Raw genomic sequence first — 16,253 nt, forward strand, 5'->3', positions numbered from 1 at the left:
ATCAATGAAAAGTAATAACCTTAAATATCTATTTTTTATCAGTATCATTTACTTGCTATCAGCTTGTAGTGCTAAAAAGTTTATTCCTGAAGGGAAAACACTTTACAGTGGATCAACGATAAAGCTTGAAGACACTTTGGAAATTAAAAACAGAGATGGTTTAAAAACAATGCTTGATGGTTTGTTAAAGCCAAAACCAAATTCCAAAATATTAGGAATGCGGCCAAACCTTTATTTTTACTATAAAAGTCAAAGAGAAAAGCCTGGCTTTATTAATAAATTTTTAGGTAAGAAAATAGGTGAAGAACCTGTTTATTTTTCAGATGTTAATGTCAGCTCTACTAAAGAAATAATCCTCAACAGACTTGATAATAATGGTTTTTTTAATAGTCAAGTTGCTTCAAAAGTTGAAAGTGATAGTACTTCCAAAACAACTAAAGTCAATTATACAATCAATTTAGCTTCTCCATATCGCATGGAGAAATATGAAATTGAGCGCGACACCTTAGACTCACTGGCTCTATACTCAGAAATTAAAAAATCTATGGATCAAACATTCTTTAAAAAAGATGCCAGATTTAATTTAGATGCGATGAAGGCTGAACGAACTAGAATTGATAACTTCCTTAAAGAAAGAGGATATTATAATTTTAACGGCGACTTCTTAATTTTTGAAGCTGATACAAATGCTTATGACGATAAGCGCTTTAATTTATTTTTAAAATTAAAAAATAAAGTACCTGAAAAATCTTTAGTTCCTTATGAAATCAGAGATGTTACCATATATCCTAATTATTCAGTTGAAAGCAAAGAAGAATATAAAGACACAACTGAATTTAAAGAATTTAAATTCGTTCAAAATGATGTTTTCTTTAAACCAAAACGACTATCACCATATATATTGATAAAACCTGGAAACAATTATAGTCCTAAATTTTCAAAATATACAAGCAGAAGACTTTCAAACATCGGGACTTATAAGTTTGTGAATATCAATTATAAAGAAAATGACACTGTCACTAAAAATGGAAAGCGACATTTGGATGCAGAGCTCTTTTTGTCACCATTAAACAAACGTGCTTTAAGATTAGAATTACAAGGTGTTACTAAATCGAATAATTTTACTGGTCCAGGTATCGGAATTACTTATTCAAACAGGAATATTTTTAAAGGCGGAGAATTATTCCGCTTAAGCACAAATTTTGGTTATGAAAAACAATTCTCAAGCGGTGGTTCTGAAGGGTCGAGTAGTCTTCAGTTAGGTGCGAAAACTTCATTGACTTTTCCAAGATTATTATTTCCAATAAATATTGATCATCGATTTGAATATTCTATACCTAAGACAAAAATAGAATTAGGTTATGATTACTTAAATCGAACAAGGCTCTATAGACTTAACTCATTGACAGCAACATTTGGTTACATCTGGACAGCGAATAGATTTGTGACGCACAGGCTGAATCCCTTAAATATTAATTATGTCAGTTTAGGAAAAACCAGTGATGAGTTTGAAAATATTCTGGAAGAAAATCCTTTTTTACGTCAAAGTTTTGAACAAAAATTCATCGCTGGCCTAACCTACTCTTTTACTTATAATGAGTTATCAGATCAATCTAAAAAAGGTGGTTTTTACACTAATGTCAACTTCGATATTGCAGGAAATACTTTAGATTTATTTGGAAAAGAAAATGATGAAGGAAGTAAAACTTTTTTAGGTTTAAAATACGCACAATACGCAAAACTTGATATTGATACACGCTATCACTATAAATTAGATTCAAAAGGACAAGTTTTAGTCGCTAGAGTGTTTGGAGGAATCGGTTTACCTTACGGAAACTCAAATTCTTTACCATTTGTAAAACAGTATTTTTCAGGTGGACCATACAGTGTTCGTGCTTTTAGAATTAGAGGTTTAGGTCCAGGAACTTACACGCCTGCTGATGGTGAAAGTGGTTATTTCGATCAAGCTGGTGACATCCGTTTAGAAGCAAATTTAGAATACAGGTTTCCGATTATGCAATACATTAAAGGTGCTGTTTTTGCCGATGCAGGAAATGTTTGGTTAACGAAAGAAAATGAAGCATTACCTGGCGGAAAGTTTTCTACAGATTTCATCAATGAATTAGGAATCGGTGCTGGAATCGGACTCCGTATTGATATTCAAGGTTTTGTGATTAGGTTTGATTTGGCTTCTCCTTTGAAAACACCAAATACAGACTGGAATTTCGAGTACGATTCACCAGTCTTTAACTTTGCAATTGGTTACCCTTTTTAATTGAGAGATAAAAAAAGCTAAACATCATAAGATATTTAGCTTTATATAATTTTATAAAATTTACTTTTTAGTAGTTTACGTATTCAGTTATTTCAAGTCCGTAACCAATCATACCAACACGCTTTTTTTGTTTTGAATTAGACATCAATTTAATTTTATGAATACCTAAATCATGAAGAATTTGTGCACCAATACCAAAATCTTTATTATCCATGACAACACTCGGTGCCTTAGTAATATCTTGATTTTGGCTTTCTTTTAGAACTTCTAATCTATTCAATAAATTTAATCCTTTTGGATTTTGATTGATAAAAACAATCGCACCAGAATCATTTGAGTTTAATTTCTTAAACATATCATCCAGTTTTTTATCAGCATCGTTTGTTAAGGTTCCTAATATATCATTGTTAACTAAAGTAGAATTAACACGAACTAATACATTATCATCAGCGTCCCAAGTGCCTTTTGTCAATGCAATATGCACACTGTCGTTGGTCGTTTGTTGATAAGCGCGTAATCTAAATTCTCCAAATTTAGTTCGTATTTCAAAGTCTTCTTTTTTCTCGATTAAAGAATCATGCAACATGCGGTAAGCCACTAAATCTTCAATACTGACCAGTTTGATGTCATGCTTTTTTGCAACTTCAACAAGTTCTGGTAGACGCGACATTGTTCCGTCTTCATTCATAATTTCACAAATAACGCCTGCAGGCTGTAAACCAGCTAAACGCGCAAAATCAATTGCAGCTTCTGTATGACCTGTACGTCTTAAAACACCACCGTCTTTTGCAATTAATGGAAAAATATGTCCTGGTCGATTAAGGTCGTGTGGTTTAGTCTCTTGATCACATAAAGCTTCAATCGTTCTAGAGCGATCTCCAGCTGAAATACCAGTTGTAACACCATAACCTCTTAGATCTACAGAAACGGTAAAAGCGGTTTCCATAGGATCAGTATTATTCCCAACCATTGTATGTAAATGCAGATCTTTACAACGACTTTCAGATAAAGGTGTACAAATTAAACCTCGACCATATTTCGCCATAAAGTTGATCATTTCAGGAGTCACTAATTCTGCAGCTGCTAAAAAATCACCTTCGTTTTCACGATCTTCATCATCAACCACAATGATAATTTTTCCTTTTTTAACGTCTTCAATCGCATCCTGAATGCTATCTAATTTAATATTGTGAGTTGATTTCTTTTTCATAGGAATATTTTAAGACCAAAGTTATGAATTGTCATCCTTTGGCTTTTTCAATTTGAGTTTAATTAACAATTTCTGAAATGGTACCGTAATCACGTCAAGGTTTATAAATCCTTGATCAGTCGTTGCTCGATAAGTTAAGTAAATACCTAAAGGCAACATGATAATTGTTGAAATCCATGATCCTAAAAACGGAGATAATTTACCTGACTCAGCACTATTTCCAGCAAATAAACCGATAAAGTGATAAATTAAAAACAGAATAATTGCTGCAATCATCGGCAAGCCTAAACCTCCTTTTCTAATAATAGCTCCAAGTGGCGCTCCAACAAAGAAGAGTACAATACAAGCAAAACCTAAGGCATATTTATCATGTAATTTCATCTCAATTTTATTAAGATAAGTACGTCTTTTTTTATGTAAATTCTTTTTTGCATTAATCTGAGGCGTAATACTATTGACAGTATTTATCGCAATACTCAAAAGGTGTTTCTGGCTTTTAGGTTTATATAAACCAATAATAGAGTCTAAATTTGATTTAGAGCTTTCATCCAATATTTTAGTGTACTCATCTCGTTTATCTTTTTGAGATTTTGCAGGGTCTAAATTGAATTTATCTGAAGGTAATTGATTGTTTTTTTCTAAACTATCGTTTAATTCCTTTTCGTTACCAACCAATCTCGTATAACCTGATCTCAAACTGATACTTTTCTGATAACGGTTTATGTTTTTTGCATAATCTCTTGAAAACGAATCCAGCTGAGTTTTCAATTCAGCGATATTAAACATTTTAAAAGGGTGATCTTCGTCATTATCAATATCAACTTTATTGATTTCTGATAAATCTATATTAATCACATATTTCTGAAATTCGCTTTTCACATAAGGAAGTCTTCTTCTCTCTTTAAAACTTTTCGGATGAATTTCATCGTAATAATTACCATCATACAACTCTAATGAAAGAATATTTGAATCTTTCTCAGAGGCCAATTTTCCATAATCAGATTTGATAACAGTGTAATTCCCTGAACGCTTAGGATCTTTTTTATGAATGGTTACATTGTCTAAATCTTGACCGTTTTTACCAGATTTTTTGTCAACTTTAATATTGATATTTCCAACATCGTTAAAAGCACCTTCTACTATCGCCATTGCTGGTTGAACTTTGGCGATGTTTCGCTTCATGCTTCCTGCTTTATATTCCGCTGCAGGAATAACATTATTGCTAAAAAAGAAAGTCAAAATACCCAACAAAACAATGAAAACAATTAAGCTTCGCATTGCACGTTGTAAAGAAATACCAGAAGATTTCATCGCTGCAAACTCATAATACTCAGAGAATCCCCCAAAAGTCATGATTGAACTGACTAAAATAGTCAATGGTAAAACTAATGGAACTAAGTTTGGTGAATAGTATAGTAGAAATTTGAGCACAACAACAATCCCAAGATCCTTACCTGCGAGTTCTGAAATAAACATCCAGATCGCTTGCAAAATAAAGATGAGCATCAGAATTGTAAAAACCGCTAAAAAGGTTTTTAGAAAAGTTTTGAGTATATAACGATCTAAAATTTTCAAGGTCGAAAATTAGTCTAATTCATTAATATAATAATCAGGATATCTTGAAGCGTCAAAGCTAAACATGTTGTCAGACAATGGTTGATTAGGTTTAAACTCAGCGATTCTGATTTCAATTCGTGTATCGTTATCTTGCTCTTGAATAAGATTAAATAAATGCTTAGTCATCTGGTCAATTCCTATTAGAGCTTCTTGCATTTGTGCATTTTCATCATTTGCGATCAACTTGATGTATTGGATTTTTCGACCATCAAGATTTTCAACTTTATCCATTTTATACATATAACCTTCTTCAAAGAAGCTTAACATTTTCGAAGGTGTAAGTTGATTATCATCTTCAGGAACATATTTTGAAATTGTGATTTCTTCATCTTCGGGAATAATAGTATAAATTTTCTGACCATCAAATAATTGGGTTGTTCCCATCAGGTTTAATAAATACTTTTCGCCTTTTAATTTTAAACCGCCTCGTGTTTCTTGCTTGATATCTTCAGCTTCATTTTCTAATATATAGAGAAATTTAATTTGGATATTATCATAAGATTTCACTTTCTTTAAAACATCTTGAATCATTTTTTCTGCTTGAGGCTCAGTCTGTGCTGATACAGTTAAAAATGTCATTAAAAAAAAGATAAGGCTAAATAATCTAGTATTTTTCATGTTGCTATTTTTTTTCGTTTTCTAATAATTCTTTTAAAGCAATTAAATCAGGAATATGAACTTGTCTGGCTTTACTACCTTCAAATTGTCCAACAATACCTGCTGCTTCGAGTTGGTCTATCAATCGACCTGCTCGGTTATAACCAAGCTTTAATTTTCTTTGCAATAAAGATGCCGAACCTTGCTGAGCAGTCACGATAACTTCTGCTGCTTTATCAAAAAGCTTGTCTCGCTCATCAATTTCGTTTTCTAAAGTGCCTGGACCAGAGTCTTCACTTGAGTATTCAGGTAATAAATAAGCGTCTGGATAAGCTTTTTGAGAACCTATAAACTCAGTAATTTTATCAATTTCAGGTGTGTCAACAAATGCACATTGCAAACGAATCAAGTCATTTCCTTGCGTATAAAGCATATCACCACGACCGATGAGTTGATCTGCTCCACCTGCATCTAAAATCGTTCTCGAATCAATTTTAGAAGTTACCCTAAATGCAATTCTCGCTGGGAAGTTAGCTTTTATCATCCCTGTAATCACGTTGACAGATGGGCGCTGAGTTGCAATAATCAAGTGTATTCCAATAGCTCTTGCCAATTGTGCTAGTCTTGCAATAGGTGTTTCAACATCCTTGCCTGCTGTCATAATTAAATCAGCAAATTCATCAACTACAAGAACAATATAAGGTAAAAAACGATGACCGTTCTCTGGGTTGAGTTTACGTGCTTTAAATTTCGCATTGTACTCGACAATATTTCTCACCATCGCATCTTTCAACAAATCATACCTTGCATCCATTTCAATACAAAGTGAATTTAACGTATCGATGACTTTTGAATTATCTGTGATAATCGCATCATCAGTGTCAGGCAATTTAGCCAAGTAGTGTCTTTCGATTTTATTAAAAAGAGTGAGTTCAACTTTTTTCGGATCGACCAATACAAATTTGACTTCCGCTGGGTGTTTATGATATAAAAGAGAGGTCAAGATCACATTAAGTCCAACGGATTTACCTTGTCCTGTTGCGCCAGCCATCAATAAGTGAGGCATTTTAGCTAAATCAGCAACAAAGGTTTCATTTGAAATGTTTTTACCAAAAGCAATTGGCAATTGCATTTCAGCTTTTTGAAACTTCTGAGAAGCAGCAACAGATCGCATCGAAACAATAGAAGGATTCTGGTTTGGAACTTCAATACCAATTGTGCCTCGACCTGGAATTGGTGCGATAATACGAATTCCTAAAGCTGATAAGGATAAAGCAATATCATCTTCAAGATTTCTAATTTTAGAAATACGGATTCCTGCTTCAGGGATTATTTCATAAAGTGTGACTGTTGGTCCAACTGTCGCTTTAATTTGAGCAATTCCGATTTTATAATTTTTGAGCGTCTCAACAATTTTATTTTTATTTTCCTCTAATTCCTTTTGATCGATTGTTATTCCAGCGCCTTTGCTATAATCTTTAAGTAAATCTATCGTAGGAAATTGGTATTTAGATAAGTCAAGCTTAGGATCAAACTCTCCAAAATTTTCAACGATCTTTTTACTTTTTGAATCTATTTCATCATCATCTTCCTCTTGTCCTGTTTCAACTTCTAAGCTTAAATCATCATCTTCATTTTGACTATCAATAACGATTTTTTGTGGTTGTTTTGCTTGTTCTTTTTTAGAAGAATCTTCTTCTGACTTTTTTTGATCTTCACTTGATGTTAAGTCATTTTCAAACTTAACTTCCGCAGCAACATCTGGCTTTTCGTTAAGCTTTTCTTTCTTTTCAATTTTGTCTGAAGAAGGTTGAACTTCTTGATCTTTATTTTTTTGATTGGCTTCTTTTGCTTTTTTGAAATCATTTTCAACAGCTTGTTTTTTTGATTTGAAAAAGTTTGAAATTTTTTCTGGAGTGATCTGTAATCTTGCAACTAAATAAACAATCATCATAAAAGCAATCAACAAACCGAGACCAATATCGCCGATGTAAACACTTAAGTATTCTTTAATTTCAAAACCAACAACACCTCCCAAAATCGGATAAGTTTTACCGAAGAAAGCAAAAAATAGAGATAAGGTTATCATCACATAAATTCCCCAAAACCAAATATTTTTTAAACTTATTTTTTTGATTTCTAGAAAGAGTTTTAAACCAGTTAAAGCGATCATGAATGGCAGACTAAAAACAGCAACACCAAAACCGTCATAAATCAAAAAATAAGAAACAGTTGCACCGAATTTACTTAACCAATTAGCTGGTTTTTCTTGAGAACTGACAGCTGAACCAATTAAACTTTGGTCACTCTCCCACGTAAACAAAAAAGAAACAAAAGCCAGTAAAAGCCCAACAGCAAACAGAAATAAAAAAACTCCTAAGAGTATTTTTTGTTTTCTATTAATCGAAAAACGCGGTGCTTTAAAACTTTTTTTTGTTTTTTTATTTTTCTTTTTTGCCATGTATTTTTTTGAGTTTGCAAAGATACAAATATAACATCATTCCTTTATTAAAAGAGAATGTGACTCACTAAAATAACATTAAAAAAAGATAAGGAAAGTAGATGTACAAACCGATTAAAATTGCAAAAACACAAACCATAAAGACAGCGCCAGCGGCTATATCTTTGATTAAACCAATTTTGGGATGGAGTTCAGGATGAATAAAATCAGCGACTTCCTCAATTGCAGTATTAAATGATTCTGCTCCCAAAACCATAGCGATTGCCAAGGTTTGAATTAAGAATTCAGTTTTAGTAATTCCTACAATAAAACCAATAATGCTCACAATAAATCCGATAAATATCTGAACCTTAACACTATCTTCTTTTAATAGACGTAAAAAACCTTTCCATGCAGGAGTGATCGCTCGCCAACGCCCAAATAAAAAATTCTTCATCGATATATTTTATTTCTATTTACAAAAGTATCACTTTAAGATTAGATAGAAATTATTTTCAATTTTTTACAAAAAAAAAGGGCAAACTTTAAGCTTGCCCTTTACTCCTAACTCATCTTTCTTTTTCAATAATCTATTGGTCAATCGACCCTAAAACACGTTTAGCAAAAGTATTTGCAGCATCCTTTTCAGACATGCCATCTTTTACCATTTTATCCATCTCAACAGCGCCAGCAATGTTTGTAATCAATTCGCCAACAACATCCATTTCGTTGTCTTTAACTGAGCGGTGTTCACAAAAGGATTCTAAAACTTCTAGTGTATTCTCTAGTTTTTCAGCTTCGTTATTTTTTTGCAAATGCTTAATGATTGGTAACTTCATCGACTAATTCTTTTAATGATTCAAATTTATTTGTTTGGACTTGATTGACAAACTCACCATTCTTGAAAGTGGCAAATGTTGGTAAGTTATTCACATTTGCTAATTTTCTAGATTCTGGAAATTTTTCTGCGTCAACAATAATAAAAGGAACTTCTTCATTTTCTGAAGCTAACTTTTTAAATTTCGGCTTCATCAATCGGCAGTTTCCACACCATGAAGCAGCATATTGAACAACAACTGTATCGTTATTTTTAACTTCTTCTGCTAAATTATCTTCTTTAATTTCTTTAAACATAACTTCTTTTTTTTTTGAATCTAGCCGAAAGTTTCCTTTCGGCTAGATTTATTTGATTTATTTAGATGATAAATAAGATGCAACGCCATCTCTGTCTGCTTTCATTGCTTCTTTACCTTCTTCCCAGTTTGCAGGACAAACTTCACCATGCTTTTGTACGTGAGCATAAGCATCAATCATTCTGATAAATTCGCTAACGTTACGACCAAGTGGCATGTGGTTTACACCTTCATGAAATACAGTTCCTTCCTCATCGATAAGGTAAGTTGCTCTATAAGTTACATTGTCACCATCAACAGTGATGTGTCCAGTTTCTTCATCATATCTTTCATTAGTTGTGTCCAAAATACCTAATCTGCTACTTAAGTTTCTGTTAGAGTCAGCTAAAATTGGGTAAGTTACACCTTCAATACCACCGTCATCTTTTGAAGTGTTTAACCACGCAAAGTGAACTTCTGGCGTATCACATGATGCACCGATAACAATCGTGTTTCTTTTATCAAATTCTGACATCGCTTCTTGAAAAGCGTGTAATTCTGTTGGACATACATAAGTAAAGTCTTTTGGGTACCAGAATAAGATGATTTTTTTATTTTCTTTTTTTGCTTTTTCTAAAATGTTAATTTCAAAAGTATCGCCCATTTCATTCATAGCGTTTACTTTTAAATCTGGAAATTTTTGACCTACAATTGACATAATTATTTATTTTTTTGTGTTAATATTCTGATACAAATTTAAGCTTAAATACTACCTCAACAATCACTTTAACTTATCTTTTAATTATACAACTATAAGGTTTGCTTATAATGGATTATTAAATGATTAGTCTTACTAATTTTAAAATTTAACTTCTAAAAAATCAGCTATTTAAATGAGATGACGTCGCTATTTTTATTAAGATTGTAGTTCATCAAATTATTTGTTTTAAATGACAACTCTTTTTACACATATTAAATCTTTATTACAAACACGTGAAGAAACTGAGAAGCCTATTATTGGTGAAGAACTTCGTGATTTACCTCAAATTGATAATGCGTGGTTATTAATTGAAGATGATAGAATTAAAGATTATGGCGCCATGGATGATGACAATCTTCCTTCAGCAGATAAAATCATGAACCTTGAAGGACGCTATATTCTTCCGACTTGGGTTGATAGTCATACACATATTGTTTATGCAGGTAATCGCGAACAAGAATTTGTTGATCGCATTAAAGGGTTGACCTATGAAGAAATTGCAAATCGTGGCGGCGGAATCGTTAACTCTGCTAAAACACTTGGTGATACAAGTTTCGAAGATTTATATGCACAATCAGAAGAACGTTTAAAGGAAGTTATCAAACTTGGGACAGGCGCTGTTGAAATCAAGTCGGGTTACGGTCTCACAAAAGAAGCCGAACTCAAGATGTTACGTGTAATTCAAAAATTAAAAGAAAACTATGACATCCCGATTAAATCAACATTTTTGGGTGCTCACGCCATTCCTACAGATTATAAAGGGAAAGAAAAAGCCTATGTCAAAATGGTTATTGAAGACATACTTCCTGCAGTTGCCGAAGAAAAATTAGCAGACTATATTGATGTTTTTTGTGAAAAAGGCTATTTCGATTTAGAAGACACTGAAAATATGATTGAAGCTGGTAAGAAATATGGTTTAAAATCAAAAATCCACGTCAATCAATTTAATAGTTTTGGTGGAATTCAATTGGCTGCCGAAAAGAATGTTTTAAGCGTTGATCATTTAGAAGAAATGGAGTTTGAAGATTACAAGTCATTAAAAAAGTCAGAAACAATTGCTGTTGCACTTCCTTCTTGTTCGTTTTATTTAGGAATACCTTATTCTCCAGCTCGTGAAATCATCAAAAATGATATTCCTTTTGCTTTAGCAAGTGATTTTAATCCGGGAAGCACACCAAGTGGTAATATGAATTTTGTTATTTCACTTGCTTGTATAAAAATGAAAATAACACCTGAAGAAGCAATAAATGCTGCAACTTTAAATGCTGCATTTGCTATGGAACTCCAGGATGAAGTTGGTAGCATTACTGCTGGAAAAAAAGCTAACTTTATAATCACTGATAGAATTCCTTCATTCGGATTTTTACCTTATGCATTTGGTACAAATAGCATAGATGAAGTCTGGATTAACGGCAAAAATTTTGAATCATGAGCTTAAAACTATACACAACTGCAGATTACGATAAATACACGAAAATAAGGGTTGGTGAAACCAAATTTGGTGAAGAACTGTCTCCTATTCAGCAAATTGAAGATTTAGCCTCACACCACGCTAAGTTTGTCGTTTTAGGTGTTCCTGAAAATATAGGAATTAGAGCTAACCATGGAAATTCATCAGCTCATAAAGCTTGGGAGTCTTTCTTAGCTTCTTTCTTAAATATCCAAGTTAATGCGCATAACAATGCACATGATGTTTTGTTACTCGGTGAAATTATCACGCAAGATTATATGCAGCAGGCCGAAAATATGAAGATGCCTGAAGATGCTGATCAAATGGGGAAACTAGTGGAGCAAATTGATGATGATCTTTCTAAAATTATCAAATTAATCATTGATGCTGACAAAATCCCTATCCTTATTGGTGGCGGTCATAATAACGCATTTGGGATGATTAAAGGAACTCATCTGGCTCTTGAAAAACCTATCAATGTCATTAATATTGATGCGCATACAGATTTTCGACGTCTCGAAAATAGACATAGCGGAAATGGTTTTTCTTATGCAAAATCAAAAGCCTATCTCGATAAATATTTTGTTTTTGGATTACATAAAAACTATACATCTGATGCAGTATTCAAAGAGTTCGATGAGTCAAAATCTTTAAAATATGAACTCTATGAAGATCTAGAACACTTAACAACGCTTGACAAAACAGTTCGTTTTAAATCAGCCTTAAATTTTGTTCAACAGAACTTTGGTCTTGAGCTAGATTGTGACGCGATACAGGATTTCCCTTCGAGTGCACAATCACCTTCAGGTTTTAGTATGCCAGAAGTAAGAACTTTTATTAAAATTGCTAGAAAAAGTAAATGTCAATATTTACATATTTGTGAAGCTGCACCTCATGAAACAATACAAGTTGGGAAAGCGATTAGCTATTTTGTAAGTGATTTTATCAGAGCTTATTAATGAACCAATATTTACAACTTTAAATTTAAACCAAAGAAGCTCGATGCGCCAGCACGGTTAAACTGGGAGTAAGCATAACTAAATCTCCATTTATTGAAACGTATTGAAACACCTCCGGATAAACCTGCAAAAGCACGTTGATCATCAATTCTCAATTCCTCACCTCTTCTAAAACTATAACCGAGTTGAATATTAAAACCTCCTTCAGGGAAAACTTCAACACCTAAAATAGTGTGTCTTAGAATGTTATTAAAAAAACTAGGATCATCCCTAGTGATGTTTCCTTCTAAATCAACTTCATCTCTATTTGTATTTCCAAAAGCAATATTCCAAACCTGAGCCTGATCGTAAGTCACATGCCAACGGATAGGAACATTTTTAAGATTTTGAGAAATTCCTAAAATAACTTCAAAAGGTAAATCCTCTCGGATGTCATCATAAGCTTTAAATTGATAGCCTATATTTCTTAAAACACCAGAAACAACTAAGTCCCAATCTTCATAAATATAAGATACTCCCAAATCTACAGAAGCGGCAAAGGATGTGTATTGTTCTAACTTTGAAGTGATTAAACGGAAATTTGCGCCCGCGTAGAAATCACTTCGACCAATTTGAGTTGCATAACCAAACTGTAATGAAGCTTCATTACCTGAAAAACTTGATGTTGAATTTCCATTTTCATCATAACCATCAAAACTTCCATAGTTAATGTAAGTCATACTTGCATGAACCACTTGTGTACGTCTGTCAATTAAATGCGCAAAAGAAGCCGTCCCGTAGTTGATGTCTGCGAGATAATTCATGTAATTTACACTCAAATGATTATCCATTCTGTAATTAATTAAAGATGGATTGACAATCGCGTTTGAAGGATCATCATTAAGAAGTGTTATATTTTTGCTTCCTAAGGCCGAAATTTTTGGCGATACTGGTAAATTGAGAAACTCATAAGTCGTCTTTCCTCCTATTTGTGCAAAAGCAGCACTTAGGTATAAAAAACTAAAAAAAACTAAAATGAATTTCATTGAGACAATTTTGAAAAGGCTATTGTTTAAACGATTGATTTGCTTTTTTATTTTTAAACAAACCCGCACAAAAGTATAAAAAAAACCGAGTCTGTAAACTTGACTCGGTTTTTAAAATATGAGAACTTCAATAGTTTAGTTTATAAAACTTTTGCATCCTTAACTTTTTGCTTCGTTATGGCAATGTCTAAAACTTCTGACATTTCTCTCACATAATGAAACTTCAAGCCCCTCAAGTAGTCTTCTTTGATTTCCTCAATATCCTTTTTATTATCTTCACACAGAATAATTTCTTTGATTTTAGAACGTTTAGCCGCTAGAATTTTTTCTTTAATTCCACCAACTGGCAAGACTTTACCTCTTAAAGTAATTTCGCCCGTCATCGCTATATTTTTCTTGACTTTACGTTGCGTAAATAAAGAAACCAAGGAAGTTAACATTGTAATCCCTGCGCTTGGTCCATCTTTAGGAGTCGCACCTTCCGGAACGTGAATATGAACGTTATAATTAGAAAATATATCAGGATTCACTTCAAATTTTTCTGCATTTGATTTGATGTATTCCATTGCAATTGTTGCGGACTCCTTCATCACTTTACCAAGATTTCCTGTAATTGATAAATTCCCTTTTCCTTTAGACAGAATTGACTCAATGAAGAGAATATCACCTCCTACTCTTGTCCATGCAAGACCTGTGACAACACCTGCTACATCGTTATTTTCTGAAATACTGCGTTCTACTTTAGGTGGTCCGAGAATTTCTACAATTTTATCAGAAGAAACCTTGACGTCATACTCCTCCTCAAGAGCTATTGATTTTGCGATGAAGCGAACAACTTTTGCCAATTGTTTTTCTAGACTTCGAACACCAGATTCACGTGTGTATCCTTCAATAATGTCTTCTAATTGCGTTTTACCAAGTTTGATATCTTTCTTCGTCAAACCGTGTTCTTTAATCTGTTTTGGAAGTAAATGTCTTTTTGCAATCTCAACCTTTTCCTCAATCGTATAACCGCTAACATTGATAATCTCCATACGATCACGTAAGGCTGGTTGAATTGTTTGCAAACTGTTTGCTGTCGCAATAAACATGACTTTAGATAAATCGTAACCAAGCTCTAAAAAGTTATCATGAAACTCACTGTTTTGTTCAGGATCTAAAACCTCAAGCAATGCTGAAGACGGATCGCCTTGATGACTACTTGCCAACTTATCAATTTCATCTAAAACAAAGACAGGATTTGATGTACCAGCCTTTTTCAAACTTTGAATAATTCGGCCTGGCATCGCGCCGATATAAGTTTTACGGTGACCTCTAATTTCTGCCTCATCGCGTAAGCCACCAAGAGAAACTCTCACGTATTCTCTGCCTAATGATTCAGCTACAGAACGACCTAGAGAAGTTTTTCCGACACCTGGAGGTCCGTATAAACATAAAATCGGTGACTTCATGTCATTTCTTAATTTGAGAACAGCGAGGTATTCAATAATTCTTCTTTTCACATCCTCAAGCCCGTAATGATCTTTATCAAGAACTTTCTGTGCGCGTTTTAAATCAAATTTATCTTGACTAAATTCATCCCAAGGTAAATCTAAAAATAAATCTAAATAATTACGCTGAATTGAAAACTCAGCAACTTGCGGATTCATGCGTTGAAGTTTAGCAAGTTCTTTTTTGAAATGCTTATCAATCTCTTCATTCCATTTTTTAGATTTTGCACGCTCACGCATTTCTTCTATCTCACTTTCATTTGAAACACCACCAAGCTCTTCTTGAATCGTTTTCATTTGTTGATGAAGGAAATATTCACGTTGCTGCTGGCTCATATCGTTCTGAACCTTTAACTGAATATCGTTTTTCAGTTCAAGTTTTTGAAACTCTAAGTTCATAAATTTTAAAGTCGCAAGCGCTCGATCTTTTAAATCGCCTGTTTCCAGCAACTGCTGTTTATCTTTGACTTCCAAATTCATGTTAGAAGACACGAAGTTGACAAGGAAAGATGAACTTTCAATATTCTTAATTGCAAAAGAAGCTTCCGAAGGAATATTCGGACTTTCTTTGATAATGCGCAATGACAAATCTTTGATCGAATCGATAATCGCTTCAAACTCCTCATCAATATGAGGTGGTCTTGTCTCTTCAACTTCATTGATAGAACATCTCAAATAAGGATCTTCACTGATCATCTCGTCAACTTCAAAGCGCTTTTTACCTTGAATGATTACTGTTGTGTTACCATCAGGCATTTTAAGAACTCTTAAAATGCGAGCAACGACACCTACTTTATGAATGTCTTTTATGCCTGGATCTTCCTCTTCATCATTTTTTTGAGCAACAACGCCAATGACTTTATCGCCTTGATTAGCGTCATTTATCAGTTTAATTGATTTATCACGTCCCGCAGTAATCGGAATCACAACGCCTGGAAATAAAACTGTGTTTTTAAGTGGTAAAATGGGTAAGTTACCTGGTAATTCTTCTTTATTGATGAGCTCTTCATCCTCTGTTGTCATTAGGGGGATAAGTTCTGCATCTTCATCAATATGTTGTGATGACAAACTGTCAATATTAAATATTCCTGATTTAGCCATAGCTCTTATTTAGACATAATGTCAGTTGTCTAACCGATCATTCTGTCATATTTATATCTTTTTACTTTAAAAAATAGGTTTTCTATTTCATCGACTTAATAAGGCAATTGGTATGCCAAAACACAATAAATCTGTGTTGATGCAAAGTCTTTTTTAGATTGCTTTGTGTGGATATAAAAAAGAAAGTAGTTCAAATGATAATAGTGAAAAAATCAAC

The 16,253-nt window shown here is 33.2% G+C and carries 13 protein-coding genes; 3 read left to right on the forward strand and 10 right to left on the reverse strand.

The features are described 5' to 3' along the window. Positions 1-4 precede the first annotated feature (4 nt). Complete coding sequence (locus CAP47_RS00220) at positions 5-2,275, forward strand: BamA/TamA family outer membrane protein (RefSeq protein ID WP_100774875.1); 2,271 nt, start codon at positions 5-7, stop codon at positions 2,273-2,275. 67 nt (positions 2,276-2,342) lie between these two features. Here the strand turns inward: CAP47_RS00220 and ribB are convergent, their stop codons facing one another. The 8 genes from ribB to CAP47_RS00260 all read right to left on the reverse strand — a co-directional run bounded on the left by ribB (position 2,343) and on the right by CAP47_RS00260 (position 9,969). Then, the gene (gene ribB / locus CAP47_RS00225; protein ID WP_100774876.1) at positions 2,343-3,485 is read right to left on the reverse strand and encodes a 3,4-dihydroxy-2-butanone-4-phosphate synthase; all 1,143 of its coding nucleotides are present in this window, start codon (positions 3,483-3,485) and stop codon (positions 2,343-2,345) included. Between the two features lie 21 nt (positions 3,486-3,506). Next, on the reverse strand, positions 3,507-5,060 hold the full coding sequence (locus tag CAP47_RS00230; RefSeq protein WP_100774877.1) for an LptF/LptG family permease: 1,554 nt from the start codon (positions 5,058-5,060) through the stop codon (positions 3,507-3,509). 9 nt (positions 5,061-5,069) lie between these two features. Beyond that, positions 5,070-5,720, reverse strand: coding sequence for a LolA family protein (locus CAP47_RS00235; RefSeq protein WP_100774878.1), 651 nt, complete (start codon positions 5,718-5,720; stop codon positions 5,070-5,072). Positions 5,721-5,724: 4 nt separating this feature from the next. Then, positions 5,725-8,160: a DNA translocase FtsK gene (locus tag CAP47_RS00240; RefSeq protein WP_100774879.1), complete on the reverse strand. Its 2,436-nt coding sequence runs from the start codon at positions 8,158-8,160 to the stop codon at positions 5,725-5,727. Positions 8,161-8,227: 67 nt separating this feature from the next. Beyond that, entirely contained in the window at positions 8,228-8,596 is a 369-nt protein-coding gene (locus CAP47_RS00245; RefSeq protein ID WP_100774880.1) for a diacylglycerol kinase, read from the reverse strand. Positions 8,597-8,729: 133 nt separating this feature from the next. Then, positions 8,730-8,978, reverse strand: coding sequence for a DUF6952 family protein (locus CAP47_RS00250; RefSeq protein WP_093242132.1), 249 nt, complete (start codon positions 8,976-8,978; stop codon positions 8,730-8,732). Beyond that, complete coding sequence (locus CAP47_RS00255) at positions 8,959-9,273, reverse strand: thioredoxin family protein (RefSeq protein ID WP_093242137.1); 315 nt, start codon at positions 9,271-9,273, stop codon at positions 8,959-8,961. The genes CAP47_RS00250 and CAP47_RS00255 overlap by 20 nt, the downstream gene beginning before the upstream one ends. A gap of 57 nt (positions 9,274-9,330) precedes the next feature. Further along, positions 9,331-9,969, reverse strand: a complete 639-nt coding sequence (locus tag CAP47_RS00260; protein WP_093242141.1) for a peroxiredoxin — start codon at positions 9,967-9,969, stop codon at positions 9,331-9,333. 232 nt (positions 9,970-10,201) lie between these two features. Between CAP47_RS00260 and hutI the strand changes: the two genes are divergently transcribed. Together hutI and CAP47_RS00270 are read left to right on the forward strand one after the other, a co-directional pair. Continuing rightward, on the forward strand, positions 10,202-11,443 hold the full coding sequence (gene hutI / locus CAP47_RS00265) for an imidazolonepropionase (RefSeq protein ID WP_100774881.1): 1,242 nt from the start codon (positions 10,202-10,204) through the stop codon (positions 11,441-11,443). After that, the gene (locus CAP47_RS00270) at positions 11,440-12,420 is read left to right on the forward strand and encodes a formimidoylglutamase (protein WP_100774882.1); all 981 of its coding nucleotides are present in this window, start codon (positions 11,440-11,442) and stop codon (positions 12,418-12,420) included. The genes hutI and CAP47_RS00270 overlap by 4 nt, the downstream gene beginning before the upstream one ends. Positions 12,421-12,431: 11 nt before the next feature. Here CAP47_RS00270 and porQ read toward each other — a convergent pair whose 3' ends face one another. Together porQ and lon are read right to left on the reverse strand one after the other, a co-directional pair. Beyond that, positions 12,432-13,445: a type IX secretion system protein PorQ gene (gene porQ / locus CAP47_RS00275; protein WP_100774883.1), complete on the reverse strand. Its 1,014-nt coding sequence runs from the start codon at positions 13,443-13,445 to the stop codon at positions 12,432-12,434. 140 nt (positions 13,446-13,585) lie between these two features. Further along, entirely contained in the window at positions 13,586-16,036 is a 2,451-nt protein-coding gene (gene lon, locus CAP47_RS00280; RefSeq protein ID WP_100774884.1) for an endopeptidase La, read from the reverse strand. Positions 16,037-16,253: the final 217 nt, after the last annotated feature.

Origin of the sequence: Psychroflexus sp. S27, assembly GCF_002810405.1 — a bacterium.
Classification (GTDB): Bacteria; Bacteroidota; Bacteroidia; order Flavobacteriales; family Flavobacteriaceae; genus Psychroflexus; species Psychroflexus halocasei_A.

What these genes read in the sequence shown, in the direction of transcription:
- CAP47_RS00220 (WP_100774875.1), top strand. Translation starts at nt 5, where the DNA reads ATGAAAAGTAATAACCTTAAATATCTATTTTTTATCAGTATCATTTAC.
- ribB (WP_100774876.1), bottom strand. Translation starts at nt 3,485, where the DNA reads ATGAAAAAGAAATCAACTCACAATATTAAATTAGATAGCATTCAGGAT.
- CAP47_RS00235 (WP_100774878.1), bottom strand. Translation starts at nt 5,720, where the DNA reads ATGAAAAATACTAGATTATTTAGCCTTATCTTTTTTTTAATGACATTT.
- CAP47_RS00240 (WP_100774879.1), bottom strand. Translation starts at nt 8,160, where the DNA reads ATGGCAAAAAAGAAAAATAAAAAAACAAAAAAAAGTTTTAAAGCACCG.
- CAP47_RS00245 (WP_100774880.1), bottom strand. Translation starts at nt 8,596, where the DNA reads ATGAAGAATTTTTTATTTGGGCGTTGGCGAGCGATCACTCCTGCATGG.
- CAP47_RS00250 (WP_093242132.1), bottom strand. Translation starts at nt 8,978, where the DNA reads ATGAAGTTACCAATCATTAAGCATTTGCAAAAAAATAACGAAGCTGAA.
- CAP47_RS00255 (WP_093242137.1), bottom strand. Translation starts at nt 9,273, where the DNA reads ATGTTTAAAGAAATTAAAGAAGATAATTTAGCAGAAGAAGTTAAAAAT.
- CAP47_RS00260 (WP_093242141.1), bottom strand. Translation starts at nt 9,969, where the DNA reads ATGTCAATTGTAGGTCAAAAATTTCCAGATTTAAAAGTAAACGCTATG.
- hutI (WP_100774881.1), top strand. Translation starts at nt 10,202, where the DNA reads ATGACAACTCTTTTTACACATATTAAATCTTTATTACAAACACGTGAA.
- CAP47_RS00270 (WP_100774882.1), top strand. Translation starts at nt 11,440, where the DNA reads ATGAGCTTAAAACTATACACAACTGCAGATTACGATAAATACACGAAA.
- porQ (WP_100774883.1), bottom strand. Translation starts at nt 13,445, where the DNA reads ATGAAATTCATTTTAGTTTTTTTTAGTTTTTTATACCTAAGTGCTGCT.
- lon (WP_100774884.1), bottom strand. Translation starts at nt 16,036, where the DNA reads ATGGCTAAATCAGGAATATTTAATATTGACAGTTTGTCATCACAACAT.